The organism is Comamonas sp. C11, from assembly GCF_024496285.1.
GTDB lineage: Bacteria > Pseudomonadota > Gammaproteobacteria > Burkholderiales > Burkholderiaceae_C > Comamonas > Comamonas testosteroni_F.
Genome location: NZ_CP101743.1, coordinates 5,128,273 through 5,147,063 on the forward strand (window position 1 = coordinate 5,128,273; position 18,791 = coordinate 5,147,063).

Consider the following 18,791-nt stretch of genomic DNA (forward strand, 5'->3'; position numbering starts at 1 on the left):
GCTTTCTTGAAGACTTGCTCATGTTTGCCACACAGCTCAAATCCTTTTTCTGGGTCGCCCGCCTCGGCAGCATCACCCAGGCAGCACGCCAGCTGGGGCTGAGCCAGCCCACGGTGACGGCGCAGATCAAGGCCTTGGAGGAGCAATATGAGGTCGAGCTGTTCACGCGCCAGAGCGGCAGGCTGGCCATCACCGATGCGGGCCTGAAGCTGCTGCCGGGGATAGAGAAGCTGCTGCTGCAATCGGCCCAGATCGAATCGGCGCTGCGCCAGTCGGGCCATGTCAACCAGGGCCAGCTGCGCATAGGCGCCACCGCCCCCTACTATGTTCTGGACATCGTCAAGCGCTATCAGCAGCAATATGCGCAGGTGGAGGTGAGCATCGTCAATGGCAATTCGCGCCAGATGATTCAGGCACTGGCCGAGTACCAGGTGGATCTGGCAACGTCTTCGCACCTGGACACCGATCCGCGCCTGCTGCGCCTGGAACTGGGGCGCGACCCGCTGGCCCTGGTCGTGCACCGGCAGCATGCGCTGGCCGCGCAGAAGGCCGTCGACATCAGGGATCTGGCAAAGAACACGCTGATCCTGCGCGAGCGCGGCTCCATGACCCGGCAGATGACCGAGCAGATGCTGGAAGCCGCCCAGGTCAGCCCGCAGCGGATTCTGGAAATTGCCAGCCGCGAGTCCATACGCGAAGCCGTGATTCGTCAGATGGGCATCAGTGTTTTTGCGCGGCACGAAGCATCGGCCCACCCTGAACTCGTCGTTCTCGATCTGGAAGGCGAGGTGCCTTGCCTGCCCGAATACCTGTACTGCCTGCGAGAGCGGCGCGATGCGCAGCTGATTCAGCCATTTCTGCAGCTGGCCGCATCAGACCAGACTTAATCGAAAAGTTCGGCCTGCTTGAATGCGGGCTGATTCCGGTCCTTTTCGGACAAGGAAAAATCGATATCGAGCTGGGGCCACGCAATGGCTATATCCGGGTCACTCCAGAGCAGACCCCGATCCGACTCCGGCGCGTAGTAGGCCGTGGTCTTGTAGACAAAGTCCGCCGTGTCGCTGAGCACCACAAAGCCGTGGGCAAAGCCCGGCGGAATCCAGAGCTGGCGGTGATTCTCGGCACTCAGCTCCGCTCCCACCCATTGCCCAAACGTGGGCGAGCTGCGGCGGATATCCACGGCCACATCAAACACCGCGCCAGAGATCACACGTACCAGCTTGCCCTGGGCATGAGGCGGCAGCTGGTAGTGCAACCCACGCAGCACGCCCTTGCTGCTGCGGCTGTGGTTGTCCTGAATGAACTCGTAGTTCGTGCCCGTGGCCTGGTTGAAGAGATCCTGGCGAAAGCTTTCCAGAAAAAAGCCGCGCGCATCCCCAAACACCTTGGGCTCGATCAGAAAGACATCGGGAATGGCCAAAGGCGTGAACTTCATATGCGCACCTTTTCCTTGAGCACCTGCAGCAGATATTGTCCGTAGCCATTCTTGACCAGAGCCTGGCCCAGCTTTTCCAGCTGAGCGGCATCAATCCATTTCTGGCGATAGGCGATTTCTTCCGGGCAGGCCACTTTCAGGCCCTGGCGCTGCTGCAAGGTGGCAATGAATTGCCCCGCTTCGAGCAGACTGTCATGGGTGCCGGTGTCCAGCCAGGCATAGCCTCGGCCCATCAGCTCGACATTGAGCTTTCCTTGCTGCAGATACATGCCGTTGAGATCCGTGATCTCCAGCTCGCCCCGCGCCGAAGGCTTGACCTGCTTGGCCAGCTCCACCACCTGCTCGTCGTAGAAGTACAGGCCGGTGACCGCATAGTTGCTCTTGGGCTGCTTGGGCTTTTCTTCGAGCGACAGCACCTTGCCGTCGACATCGAACTCGGCCACGCCATAGCGCTCGGGGTCTTGCACATGGTAGGCAAACACCGTGGCGCCGTTCTGCCGCGCATCGGCTTTTTTGAGCAGCGGCTGGAAGTCGTGGCCGTAGTAGATGTTGTCCCCCAGTACCAGGGCGCTGGGAGCGCCGTTGAGGAATTTTTCGCCAATCAGGAAGGCCTGCGCCAGGCCATCCGGGCTGGGCTGCACCTCATACTGAAGATTCAGGCCCCACTGGCTGCCGTCGCCCAGCAACTGCTCGAAGCGCGGCGTGTCCTGCGGGGTGCTGATGATCAGAATGTCCCGGATGCCCGCCAGCATCAGCGTGCTCAGCGGGTAGTAGATCATGGGCTTGTCGTAGATCGGCAGCAGCTGTTTGCTGATGGCCAGGGTGGCGGGGTGCAGACGGGTGCCGGAGCCGCCAGCCAGAATGATGCCTTTGCGCTGTGTCGTCATGATGAATCAATGGATGGCTTCAAACGCCTTGCAGATAGGCACCTGAAGCGAGTTATTGGAAAATTACAGAATTTCGCGCAGCATGCGCTCCACGCCTTGCTGCCATGCGGGCAGATGCAGTTGCATGGCCGCTTGCAGCTTTTGCGTATCCAGACGCGAGTTCAAGGGCCGCGCGGCCGGTGTCGGGAAGGCCGTGGTCGGCACGGCAGCAATGCTTTGCACCTTCCAGTCCAGATCCGGTCGCAGGCTTTGGGCGCGCTCGATCACATGGCTGGCATAGGCATGCCAGTTGGTCTCTCCTGCCGCAACCAGATGGTAGAGACCGCCATCGCCTTCATGAGCGCTCACATGGCGCACGGCATGGGCCGTGACATCGGCGATCAGATCGGCGCCGGTGGGGGCACCCCATTGATCGTTGATCACGCTGAGCGCTTCACGCTCCTGCGCCAGGCGCAGCATGGTCTTGGCAAAGTTGCCACCACGCGCTGCATAGACCCAGCTGGTGCGAAAAATCAGATGGCGGCAATGCGTGGCCGCAATCCGCTGCTCGCCCTCCAGCTTGGTGCGGCCGTAGACCGATAGCGGCCCGGTCGCATCACTCTCCTTGCGTGCCGCACTGCCGGAGCCGTCGAAGACATAGTCGGTGCTGTAGTGCACCAGCAGGGCGCCCAGGCTTTTGGCCTCCAGCGCCATGACCTCAGGGGCTTCGGCATTCAGGCGCAAGGCCAGATCCGGCTCGCTCTCGGCCTTGTCCACTGCCGTATGCGCTGCGGCATTGACGATCACATCCGGGCGCACGCTGCGAATGGTCTGCGCCAGTGTCTGCAGATTGCCGATATCACCGCACAGGCCATTTCCATCCACATTCACGCTCTGGCGATCCAGCGCAATCACCTCGCCCAAAGGCGCCAGACTGCGCTGCAGCTCCCAGCCGACCTGGCCGTTCTTGCCCAGCAGCAGCAGCTTCATGCCAAAGCCTCGCCGGTGTACTGCTTTTGCACCCAGTCACGGTAGGCACCCGACTGCACATTGGCCACCCACTCGGGGTTGGCCAGATACCACTGCACGGTCTTGCGAATACCGGTCTCGAAGGTCTCGGCCGGCTTCCAGCCCAGCTCGCGTTCGAGCTTGCGCGCATCGATCGCATAGCGGCGATCATGGCCGGGGCGGTCGGTCACATAGGTGATCTGCTCGGCATAGGCCTTGCCATCGGCGCGCGGACGCAGCTCGTCGAGCAAGCTGCACACGGTCTTGACGATATCGATATTGGCCTTCTCGTTCCAGCCGCCCACGTTATAGGTCTCGCCCAGTTGGCCGGCCTCGAGCACACGGCGGATGGCGCTGCAATGGTCGCGCACATACAGCCAGTCACGCACCTGCATGCCGTCACCGTAGATAGGCAGCGGCTTGCCGGCCAGCGCATTGACAATGACCAGCGGGATGAGCTTTTCGGGGAAATGCAGCGGGCCATAGTTGTTGCTGCAGTTCGTCGTCAGCACCGGCAGGCCGTAGGTGTGATGCCAGGCTCGCACCAGATGGTCAGAAGCCGCCTTGCTGGCCGAGTACGGGCTGTTGGGCTCGTAATTGTGCTCTTCGGTAAACGCGGGGTCCGTGGGTGCCAGCGTGCCATAGACCTCGTCGGTGGAGACATGCAAAAAGCGAAAGCCGGACTTGGCCTCGCCCTCCAGGCCATTCCAATAAGCGCGCACCGCCTCCAGCAGGCGGAAAGTGCCCACCACATTGGTCTGGATGAAATCCTCGGGGCCATGAATGGAGCGGTCCACATGCGACTCGGCCGCAAAGTTCACCACGGCGCGAGGCTGGTGCTGTGCCAGCAGTTGCGCCAGCTGTGCACTGTCGCCGATATCGGCCTGCACAAACACATGGCGGGCATCGCCCTTCAGGCTGGCCAGATTCTCCAGATTGCCCGCATAGGTCAGCTTGTCGATATTGACCACGGGCTCATCCACATGTGCCAGCCAATCGAGAACAAAGTTGGCGCCGATAAAGCCTGCACCGCCAGTTACAAAAATCATGGAAACAGCCTCAAATCAAAATTCGAATCATCGCGAGGAGCAATGCACTCAAGCCCAGCGCTTTTCAGCCATCACCAGCAAGCCATCAAATATCAGGTTGTTGATCAGCTCGAAAGGCCTGGTCATGCTGGGAGACATTTTCCAGCCGGCACCGCCAGCCATGATGCACATGGGTTCTGCGCCGCAGTGTTCTGCCAGATGCTGGTACATGCGCTCCACCGCACCTGCAATGGCATAGGTACCGCCGCTGGTCAGTGCATCGCTGGTGTTCTTGGGAAAGCATCGGACTTCACCGGTCGGCACATGCAGGCCCGCAGTTCCGCCTTCCAGGGCCCTGAGCATGATGCCATGCCCAGGAATGATCAGGCCGCCCAGAAAATGACCTTGCGCGTCCATTGCATCGACCGTCACTGCGGTGCCCACCATAACCGTGATCAAAGGCCTGGCCTCGCCCAATTGCAACATGTGGTGACGCGCACCAATCATTGCCACCCAACGGTCCGCACCTAGCCTAGAGGGGTGGTCATAGCCATTGGTCACCCCTGCTTCTGCGATGGAGGGGACTACCCATTGAGGCTCGAGATTCCAGCCCAGCATGAGTTCGATCTGCTCGTGCACACGGCGTCTTGCCGTCTCACCGGCAACCACGCAGCCCAGCATGCGCTCTGGGGCCGGCAGTCCGGCCCAGGCACCTTCTGCCAGGCGCTCGATATGCTCCAGGAACTCCGCTCCATGGGCCAGCAATGCAGCACCTGGGCGATGATCTTCATACATGGCCCACTTCAAACGGGTGTTGCCAATGTCTATGGCCAAAAATGTCATGCGGCGGATTATCAGCACTTTTCCCCTTGCCAGACAGCCTCTTGTCACATTCATTACAGGCGGGCAGGAAATTGTCAAAGAAAGCGCAGAGTCCATATCCTGCAAGGATTCATTTCGATTTCCCGTTAAAGTGAACCGCTTTCTTCCACTACTTTTGAGGAGTCGAAACCATGGGTCTGTTCAGTTTCATCAAGGAAGCCGGAGAAAAACTGTTTGGCGGCAGCGACGCACATGCAGCGGCACCGACCGAAGACTTGAATGTCAAGGCAGCTCAGGCGATCGCCAGCTATATCAATACCCAGAATCTGGGCGTCTCCGATCTGCAGATTCAATTCGATGCTTCTCAAGGCAAGGTCACAGTCAACGGCACAGCTCCCACTCAGGCTGTCAAGGAAAAAGTGACACTGTGCTGCGGCAATGTGGCCAATGTCCAGTCCGTGGACAACCTGATGGCGGTCACCAACCCCGAGCCCGAAGCCCAGTACCACGATGTGGTGCGCGGCGACACCCTGTCGGCCATCTCCAAGAAGTACTATGGCGATGCCAACAAGTACAACGTGATTTTCGAAGCCAACAAGCCCATGCTCAGCAACCCGGACAGGATCTATCCCGGCCAGAAGCTGCGTATTCCGGCGCTGTAAATACGGCCCTGTAAATACAGTTACACATAAAAGCGCTCCGAGGAGCGCTTTTTTTCATTCGTGACAAAGCTAGACTGCAGCTTATGAAAACTCTGCTCACAGGCGGTGCCGGCTATATCGGCAGCCATACAGCCATCGAACTGATCAGTCACGGTCATGAAGTCGTGATTTTTGACAACTTCAGCAATAGCCACCCTGAAGCTGTTCGTCGTGTGGAGAAGATCACAGGACGCACCATCCCCGTGATTGACGGCGATGTACGCGATCAAGCTGCACTTGAGAAAGCCTTGCAGGAGCACGGCATTGACAGCGTTGTGCACTTTGCCGGTAAAAAAGCGGTGGGCGAGTCTTCTGCACAGCCAGTTGACTACTACGACAACAATGTCAACGGAACCCTGGTTTTGCTACGTGCGATGCAAAGCCTGGCGATACACAAGCTTGTTTTCAGCTCGTCGGCCACCGTCTACGGGACCCCCCAATACCTGCCCTATGACGAAAAGCACCCCACGGCGGCCATGAATCCCTATGGGCGGACCAAGCTCATGGCCGAAGAAATCCTCACCGACCTGGCGCACTCGGACTCCCATTGGAGCATTGCCGTTCTGCGTTACTTCAATCCCATCGGAGCACATCCCAGCGGGCTGATTGGCGAAGATCCGGCAGATATTCCCAACAACCTTCTACCCTACATCGCGCAGGTTGCAGTAGGAAGACGCGACAAGCTGCAGATTTTTGGCGGCGACTACGACACACCGGACGGCACCGGCGTGCGAGACTATCTTCATGTCGTGGATCTTGCCCGCGGACATGTCATGGCCCTGGAAAAGCTTCAACCCGGGGTCATAGCCTTCAATCTAGGCACAGGCAAGGGCTTGAGCGTGCTGGATGTTCTGCACGCCTTCGAGAAGGCCTGCGGCAAGGCGATTCCGTACAGCATCACCGAACGACGCCCTGGAGACCTGCCAAGCTACTACGCCAACCCCGACCTCGCCCTGAAAACCCTTGGCTGGCAAGCCGAGCATGATCTGGACACCATGTGTGCCGACACCTGGCGCTGGCAAAGCCAGAACCCCAACGGCTATCGCTCGGCCTAGAAGCTACCGACCAAGCCCTGCGCATTACTGATGCCAGGGCAGGCCGCGCTTGCGCCAGCCACCCAACAGGCCTCGTTGGCCGTTGGCATCAACGTCGCCCTCAAAACCTTCAAGAATGTTGTAGGCCTCGATTCCCAGGCCCGCAGCACGCTGGGCTGCAGCAACAGAACGCACACCGCTGCGGCATAGCAGCACCACTTTCTTGCCCTCGGGTACCGCTGCTCGCAACTCGGCGTCAAAGTTCTGGTTGGCAGCCATGCCGGGCCACTGCTTCCAGGCCACGGCAACAGCGCCTGGCACCTTGCCCACCCACTCGCGCTCGGCATCGGTGCGCACATCGACCAGAACCGCTTCACCAGCCTGCAGCCATTGCCAGGCCAGCTCCGCCGGCACATCGCCAGCATAGCCGGCAGCGGGTTGGATTTGGGTTGTATTGCTCATTTCATTCCTAGTCTCGATCATTGCCGCTATTCCCAAACCGGCAAAGGCCTGTCTCTCAATGCTCTGCGCAAGTGCTTCCAGTCGGGCAGCACCTGAGCCACCACAGCCCAGAACTGCGGGCTGTGATCCATATGATGCAGATGGGCAAGCTCATGCACCACCACATAGTCGATGATTTGCGGGCTGTGCTGCATCAACCGCCAGTTCAGACGAATGATCCCGCTGCTGTTGGCACTGCCCCAGCGCGTGCTGGCACTTGTCAGGCGCAGCGCATTCCAGCGCACGCCCATGAGTGCGGCAAAGTGCAGCATGCGGGCCGTGAAATAGCTGCGTGCCTCGCGCAGTATCCAGTCCTGAACGGCAGCGCGCACCTGGGCTGCCGGTGCCTGCGGCGGCAGGGGAAGATGCAGACTTTGCGACCCATCGATCCCCTGCTCTCGATGCGTCTGGCGAGTAGCCAACGGAGGTGATGCCCCTCCTGTCAGCCGCAAGGTCATGGGCTGCCCCAGATAGTCCAGCACGCCTCCATCCTGCCAGAGAATGCGCGCTTCCTGCTTGATCTGCTGTCGCTGTCCGGCTTCCTGCAGCTTGCGCACAATCCAGCCGGCCTTGGTCTGCAGCGCTGATTCGATCTCGCACATGGCCACCCATTGCGGAGCGGTGACTTCAAGCCCTTGCTGCCCTACGCTGAAGCCGATGCTGCGGCGCGCCGAACGGCGCAGCAGATAAGCCACCTCATACCCTTGCAAGCGGGCGCTGTGGCTGGCTTCTGGATGTACCAGAAGTGCGGGCTCTGCAGGCAGCTCGTCCTCTTCAGAATCAATAGCGCCCACCGAAATACTGACGGGCGCTACAGGCCGACTATTCTCAAATTCCAGCTCGGATTGATCCAAACGCCGTTCAATGGCTTCAGGGCCGCTGGGCCGGCGCTTGCGCGGCACCAACCCGCCCTGCCTATCCCCCACCACAGGCGGCACCAGCCATTGCCAAGCTTGCTGCAAGCTATCGCCTGTGGACATGGGCAGTTTTGCCTTATTTGCGGTAGGCCTCGGGGTCCAGGCGCTGCATTTCGGACTCGATCCAGGCCTCGACCTCGACCATCAGCTCGTCATGCTTGCGGCCCACCGAAGAAATGGGCTTGCCTATGGAAACATCCACCACGCCGGGCCTTTTGATGAAGGCCTTGCGCGGCCAGCACTTGGCCGAGGTAACAGCAATCGGCACCACGGGCGCCCCCGTAATGATGGCCAGACGGGTGGCGCCGGTCTTGTACTCGCCCACCTCTCCGCGATTCACACGTGTCCCCTCGGGAAACATGATGACCCAGATGCCTTGATCGAGCAGGCGCTTGCCTTGCTCCACCACCTTGTGAAAGGCGCGCGAGCGCTGGGCTCGGTCGATGTGGATCATGTCCAGTGCACCGATGGACCAGCCGAAGAATGGCACCTTCAGCAGCTCCTTCTTGAACACATAGGCCAGCGGGCGCGGCATGATGGCAGGCATGAGAAAGGTCTCGTACGTGGACTGGTGCTTGACCAGCAGCACCACCCCCTGACTCGGGTCCGCAGGCAGGTTCTCCATGCCGTGCACCTGATACCGGACCCCCATGATCACGCGGGCGCTGTCCACCGAGAGCTTGAGCCAGGCGCGGGCAGCGCTGTATGCCTTGGCCGATGAGCCGCTGGTCCACTTGGCCAGCAGCACCGCGATAGTGTAGGGAATGACGGTAATAGCCATCCACAACATGTGGAGGACGGAGCGAATCAGGGACATGACAGCAATCGAATGACGTGAGCACAGACCTGAAGCCTGGCCCATTGATTTGGCACGGTTATCAACAAGAAACATAGCAGCTTGCGCCGCTCTTTCCTGCAGTTGAGTCTATTTTGACCTGAAACCCGGGCTCAATGCGGGGCAGGCGCCGAATCCAGGGGTTGAGCATCCTCACCGCCTCCCAGCGGCAGCAGCATATTCACCACGGCCTCCAGATCTGGATAGCGCTCGCTGCCTTCAGGCAGGTCGGCGTCGCTGCTGCACTCGGGCCTGGCGGTGGACTCCACAAACACCAGGTGGGCGCCCAGAGCCTTGCCCGCCTGCAAATGCTCGACGCCGCTGCCAATGGCCCAGATTTCATGGCCTTCCGCACCGTAGCGATCGGCAATCTGCTCGAACAACGCTACGCCTGGTTTACGGCACTGGCAGTCTTCATCGGGAGCGTGCGGGCAAAAAAACACTGCCTCCACCCGCGCGCCGACTGCAGCCATCTCCCTATGCATCTTGGCGTGCACGGCGTTGAGCTCGATCACATCGAACAGCCCGCGACCCAGCCCAGGTTGATTGGTGGCGACCACCACATGCCAGCCGGCACGGTTCAGGCGCGAAACGGCCTCCAGCGCACTGGGGACAGCAACCCATTCATTGGGCCGGCCAATGAAGCCTTGAGCGCCCCACTGGTTCAGGGTGCCATCACGGTCAAGAATTGCGATCTTCATGGGGGAGACAGTAGTCGACGACAGAAAAAAGCCCGCTTACCTCAAGGCCAAGCGGGCTCGCGATCCAAGACTCCGGCGCTTACTGCCCTTCCCAGCGCTTGAGCACCAGGGAGGCATTGGTGCCGCCAAAGCCAAAGCTGTTGGACAGCACGGTCTTGAGCTCGGCATCGCGGGTCTGGGTGACCAGAGGCATATTGCCCAGCAGCGGGTCAGGCGTGTCCACGTTCACCGAGCCGGCGATAAAGCCCTTGTTCAGCATGATCAGGCAGTAAATTGCTTCCTGCACACCGGTCGCGCCCAACGAATGGCCGGTCAGCGACTTGGTGGACGAAAACGGAGGTACCTGGTCACCGAACAGCTCGCGCATGGCACGCACTTCCTGCATATCGCCCACAGGGGTCGATGTGCCGTGGGTGTTGATGTAGTCGATGGGCGCATCCACGGTTTCCATGGCCTGCTTCATGCATGCGATTGCGCCGTCGCCCGAGGGAGCGACCATGTCTTCGCCGTCGCTGGTGGCACCGAAGCCCACCACTTCGGCCAGGATGTTGGCACCACGCGCCAGCGCGTGCTCCAGGCTTTCCAGCACCACCGCACCGCCGCCGCCGGCGATCACGAAGCCGTCACGGTTGGCATCGTAGGCACGCGATGCCTTTTCGGGCGTCTCGTTGTACTTGCTGGACATGGCACCCATGCCGTCGAACAGCAGCGACATGCCCCAGGACAGCTCTTCGCCACCGCCGGCAAACATCACATCCTGCATGCCCCAGGCAATCTGCTGGGCTGCTGCACCGATGCAGTGGGCCGAGGTGGAGCAGGCCGAGGTGATGGAGTAGTTGATGCCCTTGACCTTGAAGTTTGTTGCCAGGCAAGCCGACACCGTGGAACTCATGCAGCGTGTGACCTGGTAAGGGCCCACGCGGCGAATACCTTTTTCACGCAGCGTATCGGCTGCCTCGATCTGATTGGCCGGCGAGCCTCCGCCCGAGCCCATGATCAGACCGGTGCGCGGGTTGCTCACCTGTTCGGGCGTGAGACCGGCTTGCCTGATCGCGTCTTCGAGAGCGATCTGCGAATAAGCCGCAGCATCGCCCATGAAGCGCAACTGCTTGCGGTCGATGCGCGCCTCGATATCGATCTCGGGAATGCCTGCCACCTGCGAGCGCATGCCCAGCTCCGTGAACTGGGGCATGGCCTTGATGCCGCTCTTGCCCTCGCGCAGCGAGGCCTCCACCGTTGCCAGGTCATTGCCGATGCACGAGACAATGCCCGCGCCGGTGATCACTACCCGCTTCTTGCTCATGCTGCCGTTCCCTTGGCATCACCTTCACGCAGGAACAGACCCACGCGCAGGTCATTGGCCACGTAAATTTCCTTGCCGTCGGCCAGCAGGCGTGCGTCGCCGATGGCCATGTTCAGCTTGCGCTTGATCACTCGCTTGATATCAATTTCATATGTCACGAGTTTGACATCGGGACCCACTTCACCGGTGAACTTGACTTCACCCGCACCCAGGGCTCGACCGCGACCTGGCAGACGCAGCCAGGTCAGGTAAAAGCCGATCAACTGCCACATGGCGTCCAGGCCCAGGCAACCGGGCATGACGGGGTCGCCCTGAAAGTGGCAATCAAAGAACCACAGATCGGGCTTGACGTCCAGTTCCGCAACAATCTTGCCCAGACCGTGGGCACCGCCGTCCTCGGAGATATGTGTGATGCGATCGAACATCAACATGGGAGGCAGGGGCAGACGTCCGCTATCGGCACCAAACAGCTTGCCTTCGCCGGACGCGATCAGTTGTTCGTAGGAAAAAGATTCAGCCATTCTCTCAATTGCTCCGCGGCAGCCTGTGCAAGCTACCTGTTACTCTGTATTTTGGGTGACGGGACCCGCGCCCGCTGCGCGCGCCCACTGCGGGCGGTACAACCTGGGATTATCAAGGCTCGCGCCCCTACCCGGGACACAATACCCGTTTTCAGGCCCAAGACTCTGCCACAAATGACACAGCCGCTGATGCCGACGTGGCTTATTCCGTGCGCGCCACTACGCCTTCCCCGGCCTTTTCGAGGACCGCCAGGCCAGCGCACAAAGCGCCAGGCACAACAGCGTCAAAGGCAGCAGGCCCAAGGCATGTACCCAGCGCGCATAAGGTGTCAGCCCGTCGCGCCCCTGCACCCGGCCCTGCAACACTGCACGTTCGAAAGGTGCCAGTGCTTTCACCACTTGCCCTTTGTGATCGATCACCACTGTGGCTCCGGTGTTCGTTGCGCGCAACATGGGACGCTCGAACTCCAGCGCGCGCATGCGGCTGATGGACAAATGCTGATCGATGGCCACGGAGTCGCCAAACCAGCCGATATTACTCAGATTGACCAGCACCGTGGGTGCCGTCGCCGCATTGCCGAAATGGGCCGCCAGCTCTTCGCCGAACAAATCCTCGTAGCAGATATTGGGTGACAGGCGCTCGCCCGCCCAGCTCATGGAAGGCTGGCCCAGTGCGCCGCGATTGAAGTCGCCCAGCGGAATATCCATGAGCTCGGTGAACCAGCGGAACATGGGTGGAATGAACTCGCCAAACGGCACCAGATGGTGCTTGTCGTACTGATATGCCTGAGCCTGCCCTGGCAACCAACCTTCGACCGTATTGGTAAATCCCTGGTCCCAGTTGCCCAGCGGAAGGCCCACCAGAGCCGCACGGCGGGATTCCTTGGCGACAAACGGTGCGCGCACAAAGTCCAGATAGCCTTCAGGAAGCTGCTGGGGCAGCAGTGGAATCGCTGTCTCGGGCGCCACCACCAACTGGGCGCTGGCGTCATGCAACTGCTGGGCATACCAGCGCAGTGCCACCACCACGCCCGAGCCCATTTCAAACTTCTCATCCTGAGGAATATTGCCCTGCAGCAACTCCACGCTCATGCCGGGCTGCTGACCAGGTGCTTCAATGGCAGCATCACGCGACCACCACAGCCCGCCCCAGACCAGACCCAGTGCCACCGCAGATGCAAGGGCCGGCTTGAATTTCAGCAATGCCGATCTGCTCTGCATGCGCCAGACCAGCAGCGCCAGCCAGGCTGCAGCCCAGGCCGCCACAAACCCCGCTCCGTAGACGCCAATCCAGCGCGGCAGCACGGCCAGCGGGCCTTCCACATGGGCATAGCCGCCTGCCCCCCAGGGGAAACCGGTCCAGAGCCAGCCACGCGCCAGCTCGGCCAGCGTCCATAGTGCAGCAAAGACCATCGCTGACAATGCATCCGGCGCCTTTGCCAAACGCTTGAAACACCATGCAGCCACGGCGTAATAGCCGCCCAGAAAGCCCGCCAGCGCCAACACGGCGGCCACCGCCAATGGCGCCGCCAATCCGCCATAGGTGTGCATGGAGATGAAGAGCCACCAGAAAGTGGCCGCCAGCCAGGCCGTGCCGAACAGCCAGGCCCGGCCCGCCGCCTGAGCGGCGGTACGGGCAGCCAGCAGCGCATGAACCAGCACCGCCAGCGACAGGATCTGCAGCCACCACAGCGGACGGCCATAGCCTCCGACCAAGCTCAGCCAGCCGTCGCCCTGGCCGCGAGCCCAGGGCCAGGCCAGAGAGAAGGCCTGCAGTCCGCCTGCAATCAGCATCAAAAGCCAGCTCATCCAGCCTTTAGGCCTGGCAGCAGCGGTCTGAACGGTAGAGGCAGTGTTGGTCATAGGAATCAGCAGGCACTAACAAAACACCCAACCGGGCGGTTGGGTGAATTCAAGCATACGAAGTATCGCCAAGACTTGTGAAAACCAAGAGGCACAACCAGTATTTCCACCGGCATCACACCAGGCCTGCCCCGAATTTGCGCAGGTCGCGATCAGTTGCGAACCAAGCTGTCTGGCGAAGGATCGCGCACCACCTTGAACCAGCGCACCGCGCCGCCCTTGGTATGGAGCACGGTGAACTCCAGCCCGCCCAGATGAATCTGCTCGCCGCGCTTGGGCACATGGCCGATTTCATGGGCAATCAGTCCACCAATGGTATCGAACTCGGCATCGGGGTCGCTGGCATGCAGCGAAGTCTCGAACTCCTCGCTCACATGCTCGATGCTGGCATCGCCCGCAACACGATAGCTGTTGTCGGCCAGAGCAAAGATATCGCCCTCGTCCTCGGGGATGTCAAACTCGTCCTCGATCTCGCCGACGATTTCCTCCAGCACATCTTCAATCGTCACCAGGCCGGCCACACGGCCAAACTCGTCGATGACGACGGCCAGATGATTGCGATTGGCGCGGAACTCACGCAGCAGGTCGTTCAGGCCCTTGCTCTCGGGCACGAAGACGGCAGGGCGCACCAGAGCACGAATGTTCAGGGTGGGAGAGCGCTGCAGCTTGAGCAAATCCTTGGCCATGAGAATGCCAATGATGTTCTCGCGCTCGCCCTGGTAGACCGGAAAGCGCGAATGCGCCGTGGTCAGAACCTGGTGCAGGATTTCTTCATACGGAGCGTCGATATTGATGAGATCCATGCGTGGCGCGGCCACCATGACTTCTCCGGCGCTCATGTCGGCCATGCGAATCACGCGCTCCAGCATGACACGCGACTCGGTGCCGATGACCTGATTGTCTTCGGCTTCGGCCAGGGTTTCGATCAGTTCATCGGGAGACTCCGGTGCTGGATGGATGAACTCAGCCACCTTTTGCAGGAAGCTTCGCTTGTCTTCCTTCTCGGGAAGTCGCGCAGGATGGGGGTCAGACACTGTCTTGGAGTGCAGGACGTGCGGTAGTCGAACAAGTCACCAAGAATAACGGATTGTGTTGACAGACGGCTTGCTAGCTCACAAAAGCCATGAGCGGCTGTCACCGAGCACACTCAGTCAAAGCTCTTTTGATATCTGCTTGCGCTTGTCTTTATTGGGCTGCAGCCTTGCCGGCTTCACCAGACGACTTACTCGCCTGATTTGTGCCGGCCTTCCTGCACACCCTTGCGCACTTCCTGCACACCGGCCAGGAAAGCCCAGAAATTGACGGCCTGCTTCTTGAGCTGATAGTCCATCTCGCCCAGATGCTCGGTCACCAGGTCGCTGACATGGGTCTCGAAGTCGGCAGGCGGCAGCTCCAGATAGGCTTCGGATTCCGAACCTTCTCGCTTGACCGTGGCACCCGCATTGCGCGCAATCTTGAGCATGGCCGTGTTCTCGGACAGCGCATGGATGAACATCATGCTCACGTTCTTGCTGCGCGCATGCAGCACTGCACGTGCAAACAGACGTGCCCCCAGTCCCTTGCCGCGCGCACTCTTGAGCACGGAAACGCCAAATTCTGCGCATTTCTCATGCTCGGGGTGGCCGGCAAAGGCCAGATGCGCCATGGAGATCAATTCCAAGCGGCGGTTGAAGATGCCGAAGATATCGTCGCGCTCGAAATCGAGCTGCTCGACATAGCGGCGCACCTGCTCGTCGTTGGCCGCATAGCCAAAGCGCAGATAGCGATCACGCGCATCCAGCTTGAGCAGATGCTTGGTGATGCGGTCCCGGTGGCGCGGGCTCAGCGAACGGATGGGGACCAAGGACGGCGAGCGACGCTCGGCGCCATGGGACTTGCCCATGTCTCGCAGCCAGCCGGAGCCGGCCTGCCAGGGCGATGTCAACCAGTCTTTGGGGAGGTTCATAGCCTGAAATATAGGTAAAAACCCGAGGTTTCACAAGCCACATGTTGCATTGCAACAATCCTGTAAGGATTTTCCGCTAATTCAACACCTTAGCGTCTGTTTCCGGCTAGGTCATGGTCCGAATGAAGGACCTCTACGAAGGCCTAGAGCGGCACCGCCGTCGTGACCTTGACCCGGTCCATGACAAAGCTGGTTTTGCAATCCTGCACACTGGGGTGTTTGAGCAGCGTGTCCATGATGAAACGACTGTAATGCTGCATGTCCGCCACCACCACCCGCAGCAGATAATCCATCTCGCCAGTGAGGGAGACGCACTCCACCACCTCGGGCCAGGTCTGCACGCTGGCGCGGAACACATCCATGGGATTGCGCTTGCTGGTTTCGGTGTATTTTTCCAGACGCACATTGATATAGGCTGTCAGCCCCAGGCCCACGGTCTCGGGCTGCACCAGAGCCACATAGCGGTCGATGACACCGTTTTCCTCCAGCCGCTTGACACGGCGCAGCACGGCGCTGGGCGACAGCCCAACCTGCTCCCCGATGACGTCATAAGTTTCTCGGCCATTGGCCTGCAAACGGCGCAAAATCGCCTTATCCAGTTTGTCGATGGTGTGCATGGAACTCATGGCGGCAGATTATAAAAACAGCGCAGTTTTTATTAATGGTTAACCCTTGATAACCATTTAAGTTGCACGAAATCAATTTTTTACGCAATTTTCATGCAATGAGCTGTTTGCAGCCAAGGCATTTTTGCATGAAGCTTGTCCGCGCCCTGTCCTACAGTGCATCCATCGTCGACACCTGTTCTTCATGTGTTGCACCCCTACCCGATGGAGACCTCTGCCATGAACGCCCCGCTGACCCAAAGCAACGCCAGCCAGTTCCAGACCTGGGACAACCCCATGGGCACGGACGGCTTCGAGTTCGTCGAATACGCGGCCCCCGACCCCGTGGCCATGGGTCAGTTGTTCGAGCGCATGGGCTTTCAGGCCATCGCCAAGCACCGTCGCAAGAACGTGACCCTGTATCGTCAGGGCGAGATCAACTTCATCATCAATGCAGAGCCAGACAGCTTTGCCCAGCGCTTCGCGCGTCTGCACGGCCCCAGCGTCTGCGCCATCGCCATCCGCGTCAACGACGCCAAGTACGCCTATGAGCGCGCAACTTCGCTGGGTGCCTGGGGCTATGCCCAGCAGGCGGCCCCCGGCGAACTGAGCATTCCCGCCATCAAGGGCATTGGCGACTCCCTGATCTATTTCATCGACAAGTGGCGCGGCAAGAATGGCGCCAAGGACGGTGACCTGGGCAATATCAGCTTCTTCGATGTGGACTTCGAGCCTCTGCCCGGTGCCGACCTGCACCCCGAGGGCCTGGGCCTGACCTATATCGACCACCTGACCAACAACGTCTACCGCGGCCGCATGGCCGAGCTGGCCGAGTTCTACGAGCGCATCTTCAACTTCCGCGAGATCCGCTACTTCGACATCGAAGGCCAGGCCACAGGCGTCAAGAGCAAGGCCATGACCAGCCCCTGCGGCAAGATCCGCATTCCCATCAACGAGGAAGGCAACGACAAGGCTGGCCAGATTCAGGAATATCTGGACATGTACCACGGCGAAGGCATACAGCACATCGCGCTGGGCTCGACCAATCTCTATGACACCGTGGACGGTCTGCAGATGAACGGCATCAAGCTGCTGAATACCAGCGAGACCTATTACGAGCTGCTGCCCAAGCGCATCCCCGAGCTGCAGGAGCCCATTTCCGAGCTGCTGGCGCGCAACATCCTGGTGGACGGCCAGCCCGGCGAGCTGCTGCTGCAGATCTTCAGCGAAAACCAGCTGGGCCCGATCTTCTTCGAGTTCATCCAGCGCAAGGGCAATAGCGGCTTTGGCGAGGGCAATTTCAAGGCCTTGTTCGAGACCATGGAACTCGACCAGATGCGCCGCGGCGTGCTCAAGACCTGAGCCACATCAACGAAGAGCCTGCCATGCGCCACCTCGGCCTGCACCCGCCTCATCTGCTCGCTTGCAGGATGGCCGGCGTGGGCTCTGGCGCTACGCAATACATCAAAAAGATACCAATGGTTACCACTCTATCGAACGGACTATGTGGCAGCCGATTTCCGTCCCTATACTTCCCGTCATGCTGCACTGCCGCATCCACGCCTGGCGTGAGGCGTTGCAGCCAGCTTCAACGCCCGGAAGGATCCAGTGTCGCGACCACATCAGCCACCCGCTACAGCCCCAGAGGACTGCAGATCGCCGGGGATGGACGCGCCTGCCGACACCTGGCGCCTTTCCCGCCGCCAGGCCATGTCCCTGGCAGTGGCCTCAGCGACCTCTCTGATCGCGGACAGCGCGCATGCTGCCAGGGATGCGAGCGCCCTGCCATCGAATTCCAGCCGCAGCCGCAACGAACTCTCGCTGGTAGTGCCCTATGCTGCGGGCGGGCCGCTGGATCGGGCGGCGCGCAAGCTGACGCAGGAAACCACGGTCCTGGGCAATATCAATGTGCTCAATGTCGCAGGAGACGGTGGTGCCACGGGTGCAGCCATGGTGGCCAGAGCGGGAGCGCGCGATCCCATGCTGCTGATGGGCGCCGTGGCCACACATGCCATCCTGCCCTGGCTCAACCCCCAGTTGCCCTACGATCCGCTGCGCGACTTTCAGCCGCTGACACTCGTGGCCCGCATGCCCCATGTGCTGGTCATGCGCAGCGAACTGGCCATGCAGTGGCGCATCTACACACCGGAAGATTTGCTGCGCTTCATGTCCAAGCACCGGCAGCCTCTGCGCTATGCCTCGGCGGGCAACGGCAGCATCGGTCACATCGCGGGCCAGTGGTTCCAGTCGCTGACCCAGGTTCCGTTGCAGCATCTGCCGTTTGGCGGGGCCAGACCGGCTCTGTCGGCCCTTCTCGAGGGCACGGCCGATCTGATGTTCGACAACATCGCATCGGCCCTGCCTCATCTGCGGGCCGGCAGGCTCAAGGCCATTGGCGTGACCTGGCGCTCGCCGCTGCCGGCTCTGCCGGAAGTGCCCAGCCTGGACGACAGCATCAAGGGCATGAATCTGACCACCTGGTTCGGCATCTTTGCCACTGCCGGCATCACGGACAGCCAGGCCAAGCGCTGGTCGGAGGCTTTTGCCCAGACGCTGCAAAGGCCCGATATACAGCAGTACTTCGACGCCATGGGCGTGGTGCGCGACGACCTGCGTCTGCAGGACTTTGCCCGTCTGGTGCAGGCCGAGCATGCGCGCTACGGCCAGCTCGTCAAGCGCGCCCAGATACAGATGCACTGAGCCAAC

Annotated in this window: 20 protein-coding genes; 5 read left to right on the forward strand and 15 right to left on the reverse strand. The window is 60.6% G+C overall.

The features are described from left to right. Positions 1–20 precede the first annotated feature (20 nt). Positions 21–887: a LysR substrate-binding domain-containing protein gene (locus NOX35_RS23650; RefSeq protein ID WP_182284660.1), complete on the forward strand. Its 867-nt coding sequence runs from the start codon at positions 21–23 to the stop codon at positions 885–887. Here NOX35_RS23650 and rfbC read toward each other — a convergent pair. The 5 genes from rfbC to NOX35_RS23675 form a co-directional block, all read right to left on the reverse strand. Next, positions 884–1,435, reverse strand: coding sequence for a dTDP-4-dehydrorhamnose 3,5-epimerase (rfbC, locus tag NOX35_RS23655; RefSeq protein ID WP_256494942.1), 552 nt, complete (start codon positions 1,433–1,435; stop codon positions 884–886). The genes NOX35_RS23650 and rfbC overlap by 4 nt on opposite strands. Further along, complete coding sequence (gene rfbA, locus NOX35_RS23660; RefSeq protein WP_182284662.1) at positions 1,432–2,322, reverse strand: glucose-1-phosphate thymidylyltransferase RfbA; 891 nt, start codon at positions 2,320–2,322, stop codon at positions 1,432–1,434. The genes rfbC and rfbA overlap by 4 nt, the downstream gene beginning before the upstream one ends. 63 nt (positions 2,323–2,385) lie before the next feature. Further along, positions 2,386–3,291: a dTDP-4-dehydrorhamnose reductase gene (gene rfbD / locus NOX35_RS23665; protein WP_256494943.1), complete on the reverse strand. Its 906-nt coding sequence runs from the start codon at positions 3,289–3,291 to the stop codon at positions 2,386–2,388. Continuing rightward, complete coding sequence (gene rfbB, locus NOX35_RS23670) at positions 3,288–4,358, reverse strand: dTDP-glucose 4,6-dehydratase (protein ID WP_182284664.1); 1,071 nt, start codon at positions 4,356–4,358, stop codon at positions 3,288–3,290. Before rfbB ends, rfbD begins: the two co-directional genes overlap by 4 nt. Positions 4,359–4,406: 48 nt before the next feature. Continuing rightward, entirely contained in the window at positions 4,407–5,180 is a 774-nt protein-coding gene (locus NOX35_RS23675) for a type III pantothenate kinase (protein WP_182284665.1), read from the reverse strand. Positions 5,181–5,350: 170 nt separating this feature from the next. Here NOX35_RS23675 and lysM point away from each other — a divergent pair, with 170 nt between their 5' ends. Together lysM and galE are read left to right on the forward strand one after the other, a co-directional pair. Further along, positions 5,351–5,821, forward strand: a complete 471-nt coding sequence (gene lysM / locus NOX35_RS23680; protein ID WP_256494944.1) for a peptidoglycan-binding protein LysM — start codon at positions 5,351–5,353, stop codon at positions 5,819–5,821. 83 nt (positions 5,822–5,904) lie between these two features. Next, positions 5,905–6,915, forward strand: a complete 1,011-nt coding sequence (gene galE, locus NOX35_RS23685) for a UDP-glucose 4-epimerase GalE (protein WP_256494945.1) — start codon at positions 5,905–5,907, stop codon at positions 6,913–6,915. 24 nt (positions 6,916–6,939) lie between these two features. Here galE and NOX35_RS23690 read toward each other — a convergent pair whose 3' ends face one another. From NOX35_RS23690 to NOX35_RS23735, 10 genes are all read right to left on the reverse strand, one after another. Beyond that, positions 6,940–7,356 (reverse strand): rhodanese-like domain-containing protein, encoded by a 417-nt coding sequence (locus NOX35_RS23690; RefSeq protein ID WP_182284668.1) that lies wholly within the window; start codon positions 7,354–7,356, stop codon positions 6,940–6,942. A gap of 26 nt (positions 7,357–7,382) precedes the next feature. After that, positions 7,383–8,375, reverse strand: a complete 993-nt coding sequence (locus NOX35_RS23695) for a M48 family metallopeptidase (RefSeq protein ID WP_256494946.1) — start codon at positions 8,373–8,375, stop codon at positions 7,383–7,385. Between the two features lie 13 nt (positions 8,376–8,388). Beyond that, the gene (locus NOX35_RS23700; protein ID WP_256494947.1) at positions 8,389–9,129 is read right to left on the reverse strand and encodes a 1-acyl-sn-glycerol-3-phosphate acyltransferase; all 741 of its coding nucleotides are present in this window, start codon (positions 9,127–9,129) and stop codon (positions 8,389–8,391) included. Positions 9,130–9,260: 131 nt separating this feature from the next. After that, positions 9,261–9,848, reverse strand: coding sequence for an HAD-IIIA family hydrolase (locus NOX35_RS23705; protein ID WP_256494948.1), 588 nt, complete (start codon positions 9,846–9,848; stop codon positions 9,261–9,263). Between the two features lie 79 nt (positions 9,849–9,927). Then, a complete protein-coding gene (fabB, locus tag NOX35_RS23710) occupies positions 9,928–11,151 on the reverse strand; it encodes a beta-ketoacyl-ACP synthase I (RefSeq protein WP_182284672.1) in 1,224 nt (407 codons plus the stop codon). Continuing rightward, the gene (fabA, locus tag NOX35_RS23715; RefSeq protein WP_003068017.1) at positions 11,148–11,672 is read right to left on the reverse strand and encodes a bifunctional 3-hydroxydecanoyl-ACP dehydratase/trans-2-decenoyl-ACP isomerase; all 525 of its coding nucleotides are present in this window, start codon (positions 11,670–11,672) and stop codon (positions 11,148–11,150) included. The genes fabB and fabA overlap by 4 nt, the downstream gene beginning before the upstream one ends. A gap of 219 nt (positions 11,673–11,891) precedes the next feature. Then, positions 11,892–13,481, reverse strand: coding sequence for an apolipoprotein N-acyltransferase (gene lnt / locus NOX35_RS23720; protein WP_371878560.1), 1,590 nt, complete (start codon positions 13,479–13,481; stop codon positions 11,892–11,894). A gap of 206 nt (positions 13,482–13,687) precedes the next feature. Continuing rightward, positions 13,688–14,569: an HlyC/CorC family transporter gene (locus tag NOX35_RS23725; RefSeq protein ID WP_003068015.1), complete on the reverse strand. Its 882-nt coding sequence runs from the start codon at positions 14,567–14,569 to the stop codon at positions 13,688–13,690. A 188-nt stretch (positions 14,570–14,757) separates the two neighbouring features. Further along, positions 14,758–15,480 (reverse strand): GNAT family N-acetyltransferase, encoded by a 723-nt coding sequence (locus NOX35_RS23730; RefSeq protein WP_182284675.1) that lies wholly within the window; start codon positions 15,478–15,480, stop codon positions 14,758–14,760. 143 nt (positions 15,481–15,623) lie between these two features. Next, on the reverse strand, positions 15,624–16,106 hold the full coding sequence (locus tag NOX35_RS23735; RefSeq protein WP_034354614.1) for an Lrp/AsnC family transcriptional regulator: 483 nt from the start codon (positions 16,104–16,106) through the stop codon (positions 15,624–15,626). A 219-nt stretch (positions 16,107–16,325) separates the two neighbouring features. Between NOX35_RS23735 and hppD the strand changes: the two genes are divergently transcribed. Both hppD and NOX35_RS23745 read left to right on the forward strand, forming a co-directional pair. Beyond that, positions 16,326–17,447 (forward strand): 4-hydroxyphenylpyruvate dioxygenase, encoded by a 1,122-nt coding sequence (hppD, locus tag NOX35_RS23740; protein WP_182284676.1) that lies wholly within the window; start codon positions 16,326–16,328, stop codon positions 17,445–17,447. Positions 17,448–17,750: 303 nt separating this feature from the next. Beyond that, positions 17,751–18,785: a tripartite tricarboxylate transporter substrate binding protein gene (locus tag NOX35_RS23745; protein ID WP_256494953.1), complete on the forward strand. Its 1,035-nt coding sequence runs from the start codon at positions 17,751–17,753 to the stop codon at positions 18,783–18,785. Positions 18,786–18,791 lie beyond the last annotated feature (6 nt).